Source organism: Halorubrum sp. Ib24, from assembly GCF_002252745.1.
Taxonomy (GTDB): domain Archaea; phylum Halobacteriota; class Halobacteria; order Halobacteriales; family Haloferacaceae; genus Halorubrum.
The window spans coordinates 31,326-46,207 of the sequence record NZ_NHOX01000015.1 but is presented as its reverse complement, the minus strand read 5'-3'; the positions used below and the strand labels follow the sequence as shown (position 1 = coordinate 46,207).

Annotated in this window: 18 protein-coding genes and 1 pseudogene; 8 read left to right on the top strand and 11 right to left on the bottom strand. The window is 68.2% G+C overall.

Annotation, left to right across the window (positions count from 1 at the left end; translation table 11 throughout):
* Nucleotides 1-873: 873 nt before the first annotated feature.
* From truD (DJ82_RS15650) to DJ82_RS03265, 3 genes and pseudogenes are all read left to right on the top strand, one after another.
* A complete protein-coding gene (gene truD, locus DJ82_RS15650) occupies nucleotides 874-1,260 on the top strand; it encodes a tRNA pseudouridine(13) synthase TruD (RefSeq protein ID WP_394338184.1) in 387 nt (128 codons plus the stop codon).
* 164 nt (nucleotides 1,261-1,424) lie between these two features.
* Nucleotides 1,425-2,075 (top strand): annotated as a pseudogene (truD, locus tag DJ82_RS15645) (tRNA pseudouridine(13) synthase TruD); the annotation flags it as partial.
* Between the two features lie 123 nt (nucleotides 2,076-2,198).
* Complete coding sequence (locus DJ82_RS03265) at nucleotides 2,199-2,753, top strand: GMP synthase subunit A (protein ID WP_094581051.1); 555 nt, start codon at nucleotides 2,199-2,201, stop codon at nucleotides 2,751-2,753.
* A gap of 25 nt (nucleotides 2,754-2,778) precedes the next feature.
* Here the strand turns inward: DJ82_RS03265 and DJ82_RS03260 are convergent, their stop codons facing one another.
* The 7 genes from DJ82_RS03260 to DJ82_RS03230 all read right to left on the bottom strand — a co-directional run bounded on the left by DJ82_RS03260 (nucleotide 2,779) and on the right by DJ82_RS03230 (nucleotide 5,069).
* On the bottom strand, nucleotides 2,779-3,204 hold the full coding sequence (locus DJ82_RS03260; RefSeq protein ID WP_094525354.1) for a universal stress protein: 426 nt from the start codon (nucleotides 3,202-3,204) through the stop codon (nucleotides 2,779-2,781).
* Nucleotides 3,205-3,228: 24 nt separating this feature from the next.
* Nucleotides 3,229-3,426: an HVO_0649 family zinc finger protein gene (locus tag DJ82_RS03255; RefSeq protein WP_094581050.1), complete on the bottom strand. Its 198-nt coding sequence runs from the start codon at nucleotides 3,424-3,426 to the stop codon at nucleotides 3,229-3,231.
* A gap of 189 nt (nucleotides 3,427-3,615) precedes the next feature.
* Nucleotides 3,616-3,858: a DUF3194 domain-containing protein gene (locus DJ82_RS03250; RefSeq protein ID WP_094525356.1), complete on the bottom strand. Its 243-nt coding sequence runs from the start codon at nucleotides 3,856-3,858 to the stop codon at nucleotides 3,616-3,618.
* A 7-nt stretch (nucleotides 3,859-3,865) separates the two neighbouring features.
* Nucleotides 3,866-4,252, bottom strand: a complete 387-nt coding sequence (locus tag DJ82_RS03245) for a prefoldin subunit beta (protein WP_094525412.1) — start codon at nucleotides 4,250-4,252, stop codon at nucleotides 3,866-3,868.
* A gap of 128 nt (nucleotides 4,253-4,380) precedes the next feature.
* A complete protein-coding gene (locus DJ82_RS03240) occupies nucleotides 4,381-4,644 on the bottom strand; it encodes a KEOPS complex subunit Pcc1 (RefSeq protein WP_094557632.1) in 264 nt (87 codons plus the stop codon).
* Between the two features lie 20 nt (nucleotides 4,645-4,664).
* The gene (locus tag DJ82_RS03235) at nucleotides 4,665-4,799 is read right to left on the bottom strand and encodes a DNA-directed RNA polymerase subunit P (RefSeq protein ID WP_004049526.1); all 135 of its coding nucleotides are present in this window, start codon (nucleotides 4,797-4,799) and stop codon (nucleotides 4,665-4,667) included.
* Nucleotides 4,800-4,802: 3 nt separating this feature from the next.
* Nucleotides 4,803-5,069, bottom strand: coding sequence for a 50S ribosomal protein L37ae (locus tag DJ82_RS03230; protein ID WP_086220860.1), 267 nt, complete (start codon nucleotides 5,067-5,069; stop codon nucleotides 4,803-4,805).
* Nucleotides 5,070-5,551: 482 nt separating this feature from the next.
* Between DJ82_RS03230 and DJ82_RS03225 the strand changes: the two genes are divergently transcribed.
* From DJ82_RS03225 to DJ82_RS03205, 5 genes are all read left to right on the top strand, one after another.
* Nucleotides 5,552-6,487 carry a thiazole biosynthesis protein gene (locus DJ82_RS03225; protein ID WP_094581049.1) on the top strand — a complete coding sequence of 312 codons (936 nt, stop codon included), beginning with the start codon at nucleotides 5,552-5,554 and terminating at the stop codon, nucleotides 6,485-6,487.
* Nucleotides 6,488-6,592: 105 nt separating this feature from the next.
* Nucleotides 6,593-7,081: a metal-dependent hydrolase gene (locus DJ82_RS03220; RefSeq protein ID WP_094525359.1), complete on the top strand. Its 489-nt coding sequence runs from the start codon at nucleotides 6,593-6,595 to the stop codon at nucleotides 7,079-7,081.
* Nucleotides 7,082-7,184: 103 nt separating this feature from the next.
* Nucleotides 7,185-8,942, top strand: coding sequence for a pyruvate kinase (pyk, locus tag DJ82_RS03215; protein ID WP_094581048.1), 1,758 nt, complete (start codon nucleotides 7,185-7,187; stop codon nucleotides 8,940-8,942).
* Nucleotides 8,943-9,004: 62 nt separating this feature from the next.
* Nucleotides 9,005-9,250 carry a hypothetical protein gene (locus tag DJ82_RS03210; RefSeq protein WP_094525361.1) on the top strand — a complete coding sequence of 82 codons (246 nt, stop codon included), beginning with the start codon at nucleotides 9,005-9,007 and terminating at the stop codon, nucleotides 9,248-9,250.
* 124 nt (nucleotides 9,251-9,374) lie between these two features.
* On the top strand, nucleotides 9,375-10,031 hold the full coding sequence (locus DJ82_RS03205) for a protease (protein ID WP_094525362.1): 657 nt from the start codon (nucleotides 9,375-9,377) through the stop codon (nucleotides 10,029-10,031).
* A 600-nt stretch (nucleotides 10,032-10,631) separates the two neighbouring features.
* Here DJ82_RS03205 and DJ82_RS03200 read toward each other — a convergent pair.
* The 4 genes from DJ82_RS03200 to DJ82_RS03185 all read right to left on the bottom strand — a co-directional run bounded on the left by DJ82_RS03200 (nucleotide 10,632) and on the right by DJ82_RS03185 (nucleotide 14,766).
* Complete coding sequence (locus tag DJ82_RS03200) at nucleotides 10,632-11,144, bottom strand: hypothetical protein (RefSeq protein ID WP_241881394.1); 513 nt, start codon at nucleotides 11,142-11,144, stop codon at nucleotides 10,632-10,634.
* A gap of 538 nt (nucleotides 11,145-11,682) precedes the next feature.
* Nucleotides 11,683-13,296, bottom strand: a complete 1,614-nt coding sequence (locus DJ82_RS03195; RefSeq protein WP_094581047.1) for a hypothetical protein — start codon at nucleotides 13,294-13,296, stop codon at nucleotides 11,683-11,685.
* On the bottom strand, nucleotides 13,293-14,132 hold the full coding sequence (locus tag DJ82_RS03190; RefSeq protein WP_094524321.1) for an ABC transporter ATP-binding protein: 840 nt from the start codon (nucleotides 14,130-14,132) through the stop codon (nucleotides 13,293-13,295). The genes DJ82_RS03195 and DJ82_RS03190 overlap by 4 nt, the downstream gene beginning before the upstream one ends.
* A 37-nt stretch (nucleotides 14,133-14,169) precedes the next feature.
* On the bottom strand, nucleotides 14,170-14,766 hold the full coding sequence (locus tag DJ82_RS03185) for a hypothetical protein (RefSeq protein WP_241881393.1): 597 nt from the start codon (nucleotides 14,764-14,766) through the stop codon (nucleotides 14,170-14,172).
* Nucleotides 14,767-14,882: the final 116 nt, after the last annotated feature.

Genomic DNA, 14,882 nt, shown 5'->3' with positions numbered 1-14,882 from the left:
AGCGCCGGTCGCCAGGGACTCGGGCCTCGGCTCCGCTCCGGGCGGCCGCCTCTTCCCGCGGACGATGAGGCCGGCCCGACCGGCCCCGGCTTCCACTCTTCGGCTTTTTGCCATCGCCTCCGTCCAGCCGGTCGGGCCGCCGGTCGCGCCGAGACGGGCGCTAAACCCCTTTGCGGCCGGTGCGTGGAACCGGACATGAGCAGGCCATCGTCGCCCCACGGACATCGGCATGGCGGGGAAGCTCGCCGCGGCAGTCGGCAGCGCGTCGCTGTCGGGGTCCAGACCGGCGCGCGCCCGCAAGAAGTGGCCAGGGGCGACGGACAGAAGAGTCGTTGCTGAGGGCGGACTCCGAGAGCCAGCGCTGTTCGCTGTCCTGGCGACAGGGGCGCGAGACGGAGGATCCCGTTACGCCTCGTCCGAGACGCGCACACCCAACCTGGAAGGCGGGGGACGTCCACCGCGCTCGCCGTGGGCCGCCCGCGCGACACCTGTCGACGCGTGACGCGGGAGTCCCTCTCGCTGTACTAGGATGCCTCCGAACGCGACCTTCCGCGTGGCGCCCGACCGGAGCGCGCGGTACGTTCGGCAATGATAGGCTACTTCAGGACGCGAACGGGATCGGCGGGCGGGCTCCGGGCGGTAGGTCTCCCGAGGACTTGCCGCGTCGCGAACTGTGGGGGGCGTGTCGGCCGGGAGCCCGGCTCGGCGCAGACCTGGGGAGCTACTCCGAACTTGGTCGTCCGCGTCACGGCTTTGCGCGACTGACAGCGGACGACTTCGCGCGCCGCGAGTCTCCGACGCGCTCGGGAGTGTCAGCCGCGAGCGGCTTTCTCGTGGGCGGCAGAAGGACAAGCGCGCGGTCACTGACGCAGCTTGTTCACGCTCCGCGAGAGCGCACCCCGACGACGCTCCGCGTCCGCGGCGCCTGGATCGAGGCGCTTCGTCGGGCCCGGCGCGCGGCTTCTCCTTCGCGATCTGCGCGGCAGCGGCCTTCAGATCCGGTCGCCACGCGGTTGGGAGGCGCGCCGGCGCGTCGGCGACGGCGGTGCGCGACTGCCGCGGTTCGCGGGGCGGACGGAGACACTCGGTCGACGCCGCTTTAGCGGCCGACACCGACCTCGCGAGCGGCCCCGCCGTCGGCGTCCGAACTACTTCGGCCAACAGCGGTTCGGAAGCCGGCGGCCCGTCACCCACGTCCGTGGGGCTCGCCGACTCGCCCGGAACGACCCGCGCGAGCGTCCGGCTGTATACGGCGGGTAACCCGCCCGACGGAGCCTGCGACACCGCGCCGCGCGCGACCTCGATCGACGGCGGCGCTTCGCGTGAAACCCCGAGGTGCCGGGGGAGGTTCGCGGCGGCGGCCGCCGCCGACGTTCGCCTAACGCCGAGCGACTCCGCGCGACGGTACCGGCGACGGCGACTGGGGCGCCTGCCTCGACGCGATCCCGGGCAAGCTCCGGTTCGAGCGCTCGATGGTCCACCGGCTCGCCGACCGCGGCGTCGCCCCCGACGCGCCGCCAGACGACGAGGACTGGTGGCACGCGCTGGAGGCGGTGCCGTCGAACCTCCAGCGCCTGTTCGTCAACGCGGCCCAGTCGTTCCTCTTCAACCGGATCGCGAGCGAGCGGCTCCGGCGCGGCCTCCCGTTCGATCGCCCCGTCGCCGGCGACGTGGTCTGCTTCGCCGACGGCGACGCCCCCGACGAGCTGTACGCCCCCGATACAGACCGACTCCAGCGGGTCGACGCCGACCGCGTGTCGGTCGTCTCCCGGCACTGCGAGCGCGGCCGGGCGTTCGTGACGGCTCCGCTCGTCGGGACCGAGACCGAACTCGGCGACGGCGAGCCCGGCGAGATCGAGCGCGAGGTCCTCGCCGACGCCGGGATCGAGCCCGGCGACTTCGCGCTCCCCGGCGAGTTCGACTCCGCGGGCACGCGCCGGGCGCTCCTCCTGCGCACCGACCTCGACGTGGCGTTCTCGGACGGAGACCCCCGGTTCGCGTTCGCGCTCCCGAGCGGATCGTACGCGACCGTGCTGCTCCGGGAGTTCACGAAGAGCGGGCCGCTCGACCTCTGAGCGGGGCGCGGACCCTCGACCGATCCTCGTTCGTGCATTACCGAGGCGTCGAGAGCGTCGAAAACACCACGATACTGCGGCCCGTTCCGAGCCGTTTTTGTGCGGGAGCCGTCAATCGGGGCCATGACCCGGATCGTCGTCATCGACCTCCACGGCCAGTTCACGCACCTCGAGCGGCGGGCGCTCCGCGACATCGGCGTCGACACCGAGATCGTCTCGGCCGAGGAGCCGGCCGACGAGGTGGAGGCTGACGGGGTCGTCCTCTCCGGCGGCCCCGACATGGACCGCGTCGGCAACGCGCCGGACTACCTCGATCTGGACGTCCCCGTCTTCGGTATCTGCCTCGGGATGCAGCTGATCGCGGCCGAGCTCGACGGCGAGGTCGGCGGCGGCGACTACGGCGGCTACGCCGACGTCGACGTGGAGATCGTCGACGACGAGGACCCGCTCGTCGCGTCGCTCTCGCCCGACACCCGCGTGTGGGCCTCGCACGCCGACGAAGTGAAGTCGCTCCCGGAGGGGTTCGCCCGGACCGCCACCTCCGACGTCTGCGGCATCGAGGCGATGTCGAACCCGGAGGCCGACCTGTACGGCGTCCAGTGGCACCCGGAGGTCGCCCACACCGAGCGCGGCGACGAGGTGTTCGAGAACTTCGTTTCGATCTGCGAGTCGGCGTAGACGCTCCCCCCGTTTTCGGCCCCGCTCACTCTTCCACCCGCGCGGTCAGTACCGGCGCCTCGCTGTGTCGCACGACCCGCTCGGCGACCGACCCGGCCGCGATGAACCGGCCGACCCCGGTCCGACCGTGCGTCCCCATCACGATCAGGTCGGCCCCGTAGTCGTCCGCGGCGTCGAGGATCGCCTCGTGCGGCCGGCCGCGCCGGAGGTGCCTCTCGACCGGAACGCCGCGCTCCGCGCCGGCCGCGGCGACGGCGTCGAGCGCGCGCTCGCCGCGCTCCTCCTCGCGCTCGACGACCACGTCCCAGCGGTCGGCGCCGGCGATCGTCTCGTCGACCACGAACAGCGCGTGGATCCGCGCGCCGGCCAACTCGGCGATGCTGCCCGCGTGTTCGACGGCGTCATCGCTCCCGGGACTCCCGTCGGTCGCACAGAGGATCTCGTCGTACATCGCCGCCGAGTCTTCCCCCGCGGCTCAGAGCCGGTACCGGTGGACGTGTTCGGTCCCGCAGCTCGGGCACTCACGTCGGTACTCGACGGTCCCGCCGGTGGTGACCGCCTCCCACTCGCCCGCGTCGTCGACGAACCCGCACTCCTCGCAGGCGAGGGCGCTTCCGTCGAGCCGAGCACGGAGCCGATCGAACGCCGACGTGCCGCCGTAGCTCGATGACATGCGGTAACAGTTCACAATACTTCGATTAATAGCTGTCGGTGAGGGTCCCGTGGGGACCGCGCCGCTCCCGTGCGTCGCTCTCGGACCCGTGACGCGCGTCGAGGCCGCGACGGTCGAACCCGTCGTCGGGATAGTCGGACCCGTCGCCAGGCTCGTCGGACTCGTCGAAAAGCGGGAGGAAACGACCGCTTACTCCGCGAACAGCTCATCGACCGCCTCGCCGGCGGTCTCGGCCGCCTCGCGGGCGACCGCGTCGGGGTCGGGGTCCTCCGGGGCGTTCAGGTAGACGTCGACGTCGAGCACGCCCTCCTCGAACGTCACCGTGACGTCGAGGTCGGTCACCGCCGACTGGTCGTAGTGGGCGAAAATGACGCCCTCCGCGGCCTCGGCCGCGGTGCGGACCACTTCGTCGTCCGACGGCTCGTCGCTCATCGAACGCTTACGCGCCGCCCGCGCCCGGACCGCCCGGGCCCATCGGACCGCCGCCGCCGGCGCCGCCCTGAAGCATCTGCTGGAGCTCGCCCTGCAGGTCGTCGAACTGCTCCTCGACGCGCTCCTCCTGTTTCTGGAGCTGCTCGACGCGGACCTCGAGCGAGTCGACCTTGTTCTCGAGGTCGTCGTAGGCGGACTCGTAGTCCGTCTCGACGAGGACCTCGCCGATCTCGCGGTACATTCCGGCGTCCTCGTCGACGTCTTCGAGAGCGTCGAGCGCCGTCTTCGACTCGTTGAGCGCGGTCTGCGCCTGCTCCCTCTGCTCGGCGACCTGCTGTGCGGTCTCCTGCAGTTCCTGAAGCTCCTCGATCTTCTCCTGTGCCTCGGGCGGCATGTTCCCTTGCATAGGCGAAGCGAGGCGGTCCGGACGGAAAAACCCACGTCTTCGTCCCCATCGGCCGTACCGCCGGAGAGGGACCGTGAGCGGGCGGACAGCGGGGGATCTCCGAATCGGGTCGGCGGTTACCCGCGACCGGACGCGGCCTCGACCCGCTCCGCGACCTCGACGAGTCGGGACCAGCTGTTGATCCCGGCGCGGAGGGCGACGAGGTCGTCCGCGGCGACCCGGACCCGAACCGCGTCGCCGTCGCGGGAGACGGTCGCGGCCGAGCGCGCGTCGTCGATCTCGCCGACCTCGGGGGCGAGCGCGTCGGCGACGAGCCGTGCGCGCCGCTCGGAGGGGTAGGCGAACGAGAGGACCGTCTCGTGTGCGCGGGACGCCGTCACGGTCGGATCGGCCCGGACGGTTACTCGACGTTCACTTCCTTCACGTCGCCGCCGCGCTCCTTCAGGAGGACGCGGTGGCCGCAGTACGGGCAGCGCACGCCGCCGTACTCGTCGAGGGTGACGTCTCGCTTACAGCGGGAGCACTTGTAGCTCATTACCTATTCCTCGTCGGCGAGCGCGGCGCGGATGGAGCGGCGGACGGTGCGGCCGCCGGGCGTCTCGGGGCGGTACGCGCCGCCCGTGAACGTCTCGCCGGTCTCCTCGTTCACCCAGATGCCGGTGCCCTTGCGCGTGACGTCGTCGCCGTCGACGGTCGCGTTGCGCATCTCCTCTTCGATGTCCTGGACCCGCTTGCGGGAGACCCGGCCGTAGCGAGCGCCGAATCGGCCCGCACTACCGGTGCTTCGTGCCTTGTCCTCAGCCATAGTGAGTCCGTCTACCGCCAGCGCGGGTAAAAAGGCTACGAGTCGGGGGCGCCGCGGGGGACGGGCCGACCGAGCCAGAGACGCGGAGATATCGACGCTTCGACCCCGCTGCGGGCGCTCGATTCGCGAGTCTGACATCGGTGGTCAACTGAGACACTGAAGCGGCGGCGCGCCGCCGAGCGGTCGCCATCGGCGACCGCGAGGGGCCCGCGAGGGACGCGGTGAGCGCTCGGAGAGCGCGAACCGCGAGGCTGGGGAGGCGTGAGGCGTATCACGGTGCGGTCGGACGGGACTCAAAGGGGCTTTGGAGGCGTTCGGTTTCGATCCGTTGTCGACCACGTCTAGCCGAGTGGCCGGGGCTTCGGAGGCGTTCGCTGCCGTTCCAGCGGTTACTGTTTATAAGTAATCGACCGTATCGCCGGGTCCGTACTCCGCGCATCGACCGCAACGCCTTTTACAACTAAGTAATATCACTAAGTTGTATGCAAGGATTCGACGGCTTCAGCGACGTGAGCGAGACCGACGTGACGAAGGCGATCGGCAACGAGTGGACCGACGGCTTCCTCGAGTTCACCGACTCCGAGGTCATCGTCCTCGGCGGCGGTCCGTCCGGATTGATGGCGGCCAAGGAGCTGGCCGAGCGCGGCGTGAAGGTCATGATCGTCGAGAAGAACAACTACCTCGGCGGCGGCTTCTGGCTCGGCGGGTTCCTGATGAACACCGTCACCGTCCGGGACCCCGCCCAAGAGATCCTCGACGACCTCGACGTCGACTACGAGCCGGTCGAGGACGTCGACGGCCTCTACACGGCGGCCGGCCCCGAGGCCTGTTCCGGGCTGATCAAGGCCGCCTGCGACGCCGGCGCGCGCGTCCAGAACATGACGGAGTTCACCGACCTCGTCGTCCGCGAGGACCACCGCGTCGGCGGGATCGTGATGAACTGGACGCCCGTCCACGCGCTCCCGCGCGAGATAACCTGCGTCGACCCCATCGCGGTCGAGTCCGACCTCGTGATCGACGCGACCGGCCACGACGCGGTCGCGATCAGCAAGCTCGACGAGCGCGGCGTCCTCTCGGCGCCCGGCATCGAGCACGCGAAGGAGCACAACACCGGGATGGACCAGACCGGCGACGGCGAGTACGGCGCCCTCGGCCACGACTCGCCCGGCCACGACTCCATGTGGGTCGGCGAGAGCGAGGACCGAGTCGTCGAGCACACCGGCGTCGTCCACGACGGACTGATCGCGACCGGGATGGCGGTCGCGACCGCTCACGGCCTCCCCCGGATGGGCCCGACGTTCGGCGCGATGCTCGTCTCCGGGAAGCGCGCCGCGCAGTCCGCGCTCGACGAACTCGGCGTCGACGGCCCCGACGTCCGTCTCTCCGCGGGCGACGCGCCCGCGCGGGCCGACGACTGAGGCGCGGTCCGAGACGCGAACACCTCCCCCCGCCAACGCTCAGCGCCCCGCTGACGACGCTCCTCCCCCGACGGATTTATTGTCGGTATCCGCAGAGCGACACCCATGTACTGGCGGGGCCACGTCGGCATCGCGCTGCTCGCGTACGCGCCGGTCGCGGGGGCGGTCCGGGTCGCCGGCGAGCCCGGACTGGCGGTCCTCGGCGCGGCGGTCGCCGCCGCGTGCTCGACGCTCCCCGACCTCGACCACCGACTGCCGGTCGCCCACCGCGGCCCGACGCACACGGTCGCGTTCGCCGTCGCCGCGGGGGCGTTCGCGGCGCTCGCGGCCGGGGTCGCTCTCCCTGCGGGCGCGCCGACCGGGGTCGCCCTCCCGTCGTGGACCCCGGCCTTCGTCGGCGGCGTCGCGACCCTCTCGCTCTGTTCGCACGTCGCCGGCGACGCGATCACGCCGATGGGGATCCGGCCGTTTCGCCCCCTCTCGGCGTGGCACGTCACGCTCGACCTGACGCCGGCGGCGAACCCGCGAGCGAACCGGCTGTTCCTCGGGGTCGGCGCCGCCGCCCTCGCGCTGTCGGTCGGGCTCACTCCCTGACCGAACGCGCGACCGCCTCTCGCACCCGGCGAACGTCACGAACGTTCACTCGCTCCCGACTCAACCGTGTGCCTTTTTGCGGGCGTGCGCCGAACCCGGCGGTATGCGCAACGCAAAGATCGTCTGTACGATCGGTCCCGCGTCGGACGACCGGGACGCGATCCGCGCCCTCGCCGACGCGGGGATGTCCGTCGTCCGGCTGAACGCCAGCCACGGGACGACGGCCCACCGCGAGAAGGTCATCGAGCGGGCCCGCGCGGTCGACGACGCGATCGATGACCCGCTCGCGGTGATGGTCGACCTGAAGGGTCCGGAGGTCCGCACCGCGGAGCTCGACGAGCCGATCCGGCTCGCGACGGGCTCCGAGGTGACGTTCGCGGAGGGCGACGGCGCCACTCCCGAGCGCGTGGGGCTCACGCACTCCATCGCGGCCGCCGGCCCGGGCGACACGGTCCTCCTCGACGACGGCCGGATCGAGTGCCGCGTCGAGCGGGTCGACGGCGACGCCGTCGTCGCCACCGTCGTCTCCGGCGGGGAGCTCAGTTCGCGGAAGGGCGTCAACCTCCCCGGCGTCGCCATCGACGTCGACCTGATCACGCCCGAGGACGAAGACGAGCTCGACCTGGCCGTCCGGACGAACGCCGACTTCGTCGCGGCCTCCTTCGTGCGGAACGCCGCCGACGTCTACGAGATCGCCGACGAGCTCGAGGAGCACGGCGGCGACGACATCCCGGTCGTCGCGAAGATCGAGCGGGCCGGCGCGGTCGAGAACCTCGACGGCATCGTCGACGCCGCGGACGGCGTGATGGTCGCGCGCGGCGACCTCGGCGTGGAGTGCCCGCTGGAGGACGTCCCCGTCATTCAAAAGCGGATCATCCGGAAGTGCGTCAACGCGGGCGTCCCCGTCATCACCGCGACGGAGATGCTCGACTCGATGGTCCACTCGCGCCGGCCGACCCGCGCGGAGGCCTCGGACGTCGCCAACGCGGTCCTCGACGGCACCGACGCGGTGATGCTCTCGGGCGAGACCGCCATCGGCGACGACCCCGTCAACGTCGTGGAGACGATGGACCGCATCGTCCGCGAGGTCGAGTCCAGCGACGAGTACGCGGAGACGCGCGAGCAGCGCGTCCCGGCCGCCGCGGAGGGCTCGCGAACCGAGGCGCTGGCGCGCTCGGCCCGCTACCTCGCCCGCGACATCGGCGCGTCCACCGTCGTCGCGGTGTCGGAGTCCGGCTTCACGGCCCGTAAGACCGCGATGTTCCGGCCGGGCGTCCCCGTGGTCGCGACGACCCCGAACGACCGGGTCCGGCGACAGCTCGCGCTCTCGTGGGGGGTCAGACCCGTCCTGACCGGGTACGCCAGCGACATGGAGGCGATCCTCGACAACGCGGTCGACGCCGCGCTCGACACCGGCGGCGCCTCGTCCGGGGACACGCTCGTGGTGCTCTCCGGGATGCTGACCGAGTTCGAGGGGACGAACACGACGAACACGCTGAAGGTCCACGTCGCGGCCGAGACGCTGGTGACCGGGAAGGCGGCGGTCGCGGGCCGCGTCGCCGCGCCCGTCCACCGGACCGACGACGGCGACCTGAGCGAGGTTCCCGCGGGCTCCATCGTCGCGCTCGGCCCCGGCTTCGAGGGCGAGTTCTCGGGTGACCTCGACGCGCTCGTCGGGATCATCGACGCCCGCGAGGGGATGACCGGCTACCCCGCCGTCGTCGCCCGCGAGCTCGGCGTCCCGATGGTCGCCGGCGCGACGCTCCCCGAGAGCGTCGCCGACGGGAGCGTGGTCACGCTCGACGGCGAGCGCGGCGTCATCTACGACGGCGACGTGATCGCGGCGGCGCGCAATCGATAGCCGGCCTCCCTCGCCGACACGTACCCGCCAGCCATTTATCACCGACGCGCCTATCACCGGGCATGTCCAGCGACGAGGACGCCGACGGCGACACGCGGAGCCGGGCGAACGAGGCCCGGGACACCGACGGCGCCGGCGAGCGCCAGTGGCGGTTCGCCGTCGACGACGTCGGCCCGGACGGCGTCACGGAGGACACCGGCACTCCCGAAGAGGAGCCGATCGAACCCGGACCCATCGACGTCGAGAACGCCGTGTTCGTCGCGCTCGGGGTCGCGATCACGGTCGGCGTGCTGGTGTTCGGGTTCTGAGACACCTCGTCGACGGCGCGCGTCTTCCCCGGTTCTCAGCCGACGGCGCGCGTTCCCGCGTTTTCGCCGCTGACGGCCCGGCCCTCGTACTACCACTTATACCGCCGCGGCCGTACGTCCGGACATGGATCTGATCACGGGCGCCGGATCGCTCCTCCAGTCCGGACTGATCGGGCCGGACACGCTTCCCCTCCTGCTGTTGACGGCCGGCCTGCTGCTCTCTATGGCGGAGGCGCTCGCGCCGGGCGCGAACTTCATCGTCGTCGGTATCGCGCTGATCGGCGCGGGGCTCGGCGGGCTCCTGCTGACGTCGCTCGGTATCGCGGGCGCGGGCCTCACGCTCGTCATGGCGCTGCTGACGCTCCTCTTCGGCGCGGCCGCCTTCTACGGCTACCACGAGTTCGACCTGTACGGCGGGAAGGGCCAGCAACAGACCAGCGACAGCGACTCGCTGAAAGGGAAGACCGGCACCGTCACCGAGGTCGTGACGACCTCCGGCGGCGAGGTGAAGCTCTCCGGCGGCGGCTTCAACCCTTACTACTCCGCGCGCTCGATCGAGGGCACGATCGAGGAGGGCGAGGAGGTGATGGTCGTCGATCCCGGCGGCGGCAACGTCGTCACCGTCGAGTCGATGGGATACGTCGAGGACGACATCGACAAAGAGCTCGCGGCGGACCGCGCCCGGAAGGAGGCCGCCGAGGCCGCGGGCGGGGACGACTTGGAAGCGGAGACCGACGGGGAACGCGAGGCCGACGCCGAGACCGAGACCGAACGCGAGTGATCCCCCCGGGGCCGCTCGGGACTCGGGTGGACAAGACACTTGTCCGGCCTCGCGGATACCCCGGTTATACAGACTGGAAAGCGAATACACCCGCCTTTAGGCGGGTGATGAAGCCGACATGGTGGGAAGCAATCCACTGGCCGAACGTCTGTACCGAGTTTCATATACCGAGGTTTAACTGACAGGCCGCTCTATACGTAGTTAGGAATCGGTCGGAACGGAGCGGATTCCGAACCGTCCTTCAGAGGCGGCCTGTCCGCCCGCGTAACGAGGCAGTATCTGAAAGGGCAGTCGGTGAACGCTACATCCTCGAAGGGTGTGTCTGTGTTGACTGCTCGAAGCGAGTCAGACGATATCCCCAACTCCGGTGATGCCTGCCAGCGTCCCCGCGGCAAAAACAACACTGGGACGCCGTACACGGCCGAGGATAGGGGTAACGGCCAGTTGGCATGGCCAGCAGTCCACCAGTCCGACACTGTGGGACTACCCGTGCCCGAAAGGACTGGGAGTCCGGTAATTAGACTGCGAACCTGAAACTCCCACCGCTCGGGATTCCTCCGCGTTTACGCGGAGGAGGATGTCACTCACTCAACAAGACTCTCACGCCTGTGCGAGATCACTCAACGACTCACCGACGGTAAAGCCGATTGTGTCGTCGAACTCTTCGCCACCGAACACTATCGCAAGCATCTCCTCGCTCGGGTTATCAATAGTTATTGACGACGAGGTAGCGGATTCGACTTGGATGGCTGGATCATCATCCAGTTCGACCCTCGCGTCATAGGCTCTAGAATCAGTCCATACGTCCTCATACGCAGTCATGCCGTCTTCATCGTCTTTTTCGTCGGCGTCTTCATCGCCCGATGCCGGCGGCAATTCAAATGCGTCCGAGAGAACAGTCTCATCCGCCGAATCGGTAATCGTCACAGTGCCAGTAAGGGTATCGTCAGTTTCGTTGAAAAGGTTGACATCGCCCAACGCGAGGTCGGCAAGACTGTTGACGATCCCTGTACAGCCGGCTGTTCCTGCGATGAGCACTCCACCACTGCAGGCGAGGAACCGTCGTCGGGAAGCGCTGTCTAAATACTGACGGACCGTCCATTGGAGGGCCATGTCACCTCATCGAAGTGCTACCGACATCAAGATACGGAAGACTAAAATCCGATTTGAAACACGACAATTTCCGTCTATCAACCCCCCGTACTAGACTTTTGTAGCCTTCGGAGATGAATTTCGGGAACCACATTACTGCGATAGCACCACCAACGAGCACGAAGTAGCTGAGTGACTTCGCTGAAAAATATTCACGTAGAATAGCGACAAATATTCAATTTAGCTACGCACCTGTGGCCGCCTCGATCCAAAGTAAACGGGCGTCCGCCTCCACCGCACTCGACATCGACGGCGTGGAGCGGACAGACGAGTGACGGCGACGGCAGGCCATACTCAGTTCGAACTGACGCCCGTTTCAGCGGAAAGTGTCGAAGCGATCGGCTTCCGACGGAGCCGACCGTACGAGAGCGTTACCGGTCAGGGTCTTCGTTTCGGCCGTAATGCCCGCCTCTCGCCTCGGGAAGGTCGCCTCTTCTCACGTGTGGTCGGGGCGGACCACCAATCGTCCCCGTAGACATCAACACCAGCGACAGGACCCTCAGCCGAGCCGATAGTTGCTAACGCGGTCTCGCGCAACGTACATCGAGACGAGACCGACGAGACACGCGATGACAGCCGAAACGAGCGTCCCACTGAGACCGATCACGAACTGACTAACCCCGAGGACCGAGCCGAGCGCGCGGCCGACGGTACCGGAGTGTGCGATAAGGGTCGGGAGCGCGACGACAAGTACGGCGACCGAGTAGAGTGCGAACGCGAAGGCGCTGGGGACGATCGCTTTGGTACTTCGAGAGACGCTGACGGCCTCAAAACGCGGAAAACCGACACCGATTCCGGTCCCGATCGTCCCCGACACGGCCGATAAGACGAGCGCTGACACGCCGAGGCTCGCAACGACCGGTACCGAATGCGGACTCAGAAGTCCCGTGGTAACGGTCGCCACGACGGTTATCGGCGCTATCAGGAGGGCACCGGAGAGGGCGTGTCCGATGACCAGTGAGCGTTCGGGGGTCTCCGAAAGCAGTGTGACGGGGAGCGCTGCGCCCTCTTGACCCACCACGTTGAGCGCGAACAACGACCCGGCAACCCACGTTCCACTGAGCACGATCCACAGCGGCAGCCCGGTTCCGATCTCCCCTGTTTGGACGGCCGTGACAGTCGGACCAGCGAGGACGATCAGGGGATACAACGCGAACGAAAGCGAGATCGGCGACCGGCGTGCACGTTTCCAATCGACTGCAACGACACCGAAGACCGGCCGTGAGAGAACTTTTGAGAGGCCGTTGAGCCGTGAAGATCCCCCCTCCGACCGCTCGATCTCGTGCGTGATGTGAACGCCATCAGCGTACCAAAGCCACTCTGCAAGTCGGGATAGGGACGCGGCCGCGACGACGACGAACGCTCCTGTGAACCCCACCGCGCCGACCGCCCTGAGCGGTGACGCCCCGATACCGAGCCCCACTGCCGCGAGGTCGCCGAACCAATCGATCGGCGTCGGCGCGAGCGCTCGATAGACCGGTTCCAAGACAGACGCGAACGCGTTCGTGAATATCAGCGCGAAGTACCCGATACCGAACAGAAGCAGGAACAGCGTTCGAAGGCGGCTGAGGAGCCGCGATCGAACGCCGGCGTTTCGCACCCCCAGTGCGATGATGAAGCCTGCCGGGATCCCGGTCGCGAGTAAGAGACACAATGTGAGCAACAGGGCGGGGATCGTGAGCAGCGAGCCGGCACCGACGGCGAACGCGACTGTGGCGGCGCTTCCGATTGTGAGGAGGAACGCTGACCAGAGCGTTAGTTCGGCAAGGACGAGGCCACCGATCACGTCCCGGTGTGAGACCGTCGTCAACAAGCCGCCAACGTTGTCTGGGCGAAGCGCGACGGCGTACGCGCGATATCCACCGAATCCGACCACGAAGATCCATCCGTAGACGAACGCCATCCGCGCCCATTCGAGGAGCGGCTCGGTCTCGCTTCCGGCGACGAATCCCCCGGCGAGGTACGCCCCGAACACACCGCCGATTGAGAACGGAAGCAGCATGACGCCCGCGAACGCGAGCGCCAACAGCTGCGTCGTGTTCCTCCTCATCGTCCGCCAGCGGCGTCGGAGTTCGGTCCAGGCGATGAGCCGGGGCCGTTTTGCACGCCTCATCGGTCCTCAATCCGTCCGTCGTCCTCGACTCGTCCGTCTTGTCGGGCCGTCGCGTCTCCGGCGTTCCCGGGAGCCGATTCGGAAGCTGCCGGGCCGCGTTCGGCGGTGACCGAGAGGAACACGTCCTCAAGCGTCGTTCCCTCTTCGGCTTCCATCCGCGCCGTCAGTTCCGCGGGTGCGCCCTCGGTAACGAGGTCGCCCTCGTAGAGGACGCCGACGACATCCGCGAGCTCTTCGACGACCGAGAGGATATGCGTCGAGAGGAACACCGTGTGGCCGTCGTCGGTCAGGTCCGCGATGACGTCGATGACGGTTCGAGCCGCCCGCGGGTCGAGTCCGCTGGTCGGTTCGTCGAGGAATACGACGTCGGGCTCGTGTAACAGCGCCTGAATCAGCCCGATCTTCTGGCGCATGCCCTTCGAGTAATCGTCGATTCGCTTGTCGGCGTCGTCCGTGAGACCGAATCGATCCAACCAGTCTGCGATCCGAGTCTCCATCTCGGTAGCGGGGATGTCACGAAGCCGACCATAGTACTCGAGCTGTTCACGACCGGTGAGTTCGTCGAAGACCGGCGGTTCTTCGGGAAGGTAGCCGATCGATGCCCGAATTTCATCACGGTCAGAGACGGGATTTCCGTTGATCCACGCCTCACCGTCAGTCGGTCGCGTCAGCGACGTCAGCATCCGCATCGTCGTCGTTTTTCCGGCCCCGTTCGGTCCGAGGAAGCCGTACACCGTGCCGGGGTCGACGGCGAGGTCGAGCCCGTCGACAGCGATCTCAGTCCCGAACTGTTTTGTCAATTCACGCGTCTCGATGGCGCCTGTCTCCTGTGTCATTGTGACGGATGGATGGTCAGGTTCGTACCGCAGTCGGTCATAGGGCGATACCTCCGACTCCGACAGCGACGAACGCCAGCGCGACCACCGTCGGAAACACCGCCCGCCAGAGCCGTGAGAACGCGAACCGTCTCGGGGAGCGATCGGTGATGACAAGATCGCCTGTGAGGACGGCCTCGTTCTGTTGCCGTTCCGTGTGTCCCGCGATAAGATACTCCTCGTCGGGAACGGTCCGACGTTCGACGTAGCGCCGCGTCCCGAGTCCGGGAATAATCCGTGCCCATCTCGCAACGGGTTCGAGATCGTCTCGCACGTCGACGAACCGTTGGATTCGCTCGGGTGGCGTTTCACTGGCACCGACGGTGATGACTGTTGATTCCGTATCGAGAGAGAACCGTTTGGCGGACGGGACGACGTCGAGAGACCCGGACGGACCGTCGAGAGTGAACGGACGCGTCGTCATACCGTCATCGAGATGGGTTTGAAACCACGGGATCCCGATCCCGAACGGTTGCCGTTCGGTGACCTCGAACTCGAACCCGAGGCTCCGCGATCCCGTGAACGGAGTCGTAAGGGTCTCGCTCGATTCGTTCGCAACGCCGCGGCACACGACGAAGGAGCCGGTGCTGGCCACCTCGCTCGGGTCTCGAACGGTGGCACGGAGGACACTCGGTACGACCGCAAGCGGCCGGATCCCGTACCAGCCGATCGCGAGACCGAGAGCGATGAAGCCGCTCCCGACGACCGTGT

Bases quoted from the DNA above. Each gene is read 5' to 3' on its own strand.
- DJ82_RS03265 (WP_094581051.1), top strand. From the start codon at position 2,199: ATGACCCGGATCGTCGTCATCGACCTCCACGGCCAGTTCACGCACCTC.
- DJ82_RS03260 (WP_094525354.1), bottom strand. From the start codon at position 3,204: ATGTACGACGAGATCCTCTGTGCGACCGACGGGAGTCCCGGGAGCGAT.
- DJ82_RS03255 (WP_094581050.1), bottom strand. From the start codon at position 3,426: ATGTCATCGAGCTACGGCGGCACGTCGGCGTTCGATCGGCTCCGTGCT.
- DJ82_RS03250 (WP_094525356.1), bottom strand. From the start codon at position 3,858: ATGAGCGACGAGCCGTCGGACGACGAAGTGGTCCGCACCGCGGCCGAG.
- DJ82_RS03245 (WP_094525412.1), bottom strand. From the start codon at position 4,252: ATGCCGCCCGAGGCACAGGAGAAGATCGAGGAGCTTCAGGAACTGCAG.
- DJ82_RS03235 (WP_004049526.1), bottom strand. From the start codon at position 4,799: ATGAGCTACAAGTGCTCCCGCTGTAAGCGAGACGTCACCCTCGACGAG.
- DJ82_RS03230 (WP_086220860.1), bottom strand. From the start codon at position 5,069: ATGGCTGAGGACAAGGCACGAAGCACCGGTAGTGCGGGCCGATTCGGC.
- DJ82_RS03225 (WP_094581049.1), top strand. From the start codon at position 5,552: ATGCAAGGATTCGACGGCTTCAGCGACGTGAGCGAGACCGACGTGACG.
- DJ82_RS03220 (WP_094525359.1), top strand. From the start codon at position 6,593: ATGTACTGGCGGGGCCACGTCGGCATCGCGCTGCTCGCGTACGCGCCG.
- pyk (WP_094581048.1), top strand. From the start codon at position 7,185: ATGCGCAACGCAAAGATCGTCTGTACGATCGGTCCCGCGTCGGACGAC.
- DJ82_RS03210 (WP_094525361.1), top strand. From the start codon at position 9,005: ATGTCCAGCGACGAGGACGCCGACGGCGACACGCGGAGCCGGGCGAAC.
- DJ82_RS03205 (WP_094525362.1), top strand. From the start codon at position 9,375: ATGGATCTGATCACGGGCGCCGGATCGCTCCTCCAGTCCGGACTGATC.
- DJ82_RS03200 (WP_241881394.1), bottom strand. From the start codon at position 11,144: ATGGCCCTCCAATGGACGGTCCGTCAGTATTTAGACAGCGCTTCCCGA.
- DJ82_RS03195 (WP_094581047.1), bottom strand. From the start codon at position 13,296: ATGAGGCGTGCAAAACGGCCCCGGCTCATCGCCTGGACCGAACTCCGA.
- DJ82_RS03190 (WP_094524321.1), bottom strand. From the start codon at position 14,132: ATGACACAGGAGACAGGCGCCATCGAGACGCGTGAATTGACAAAACAG.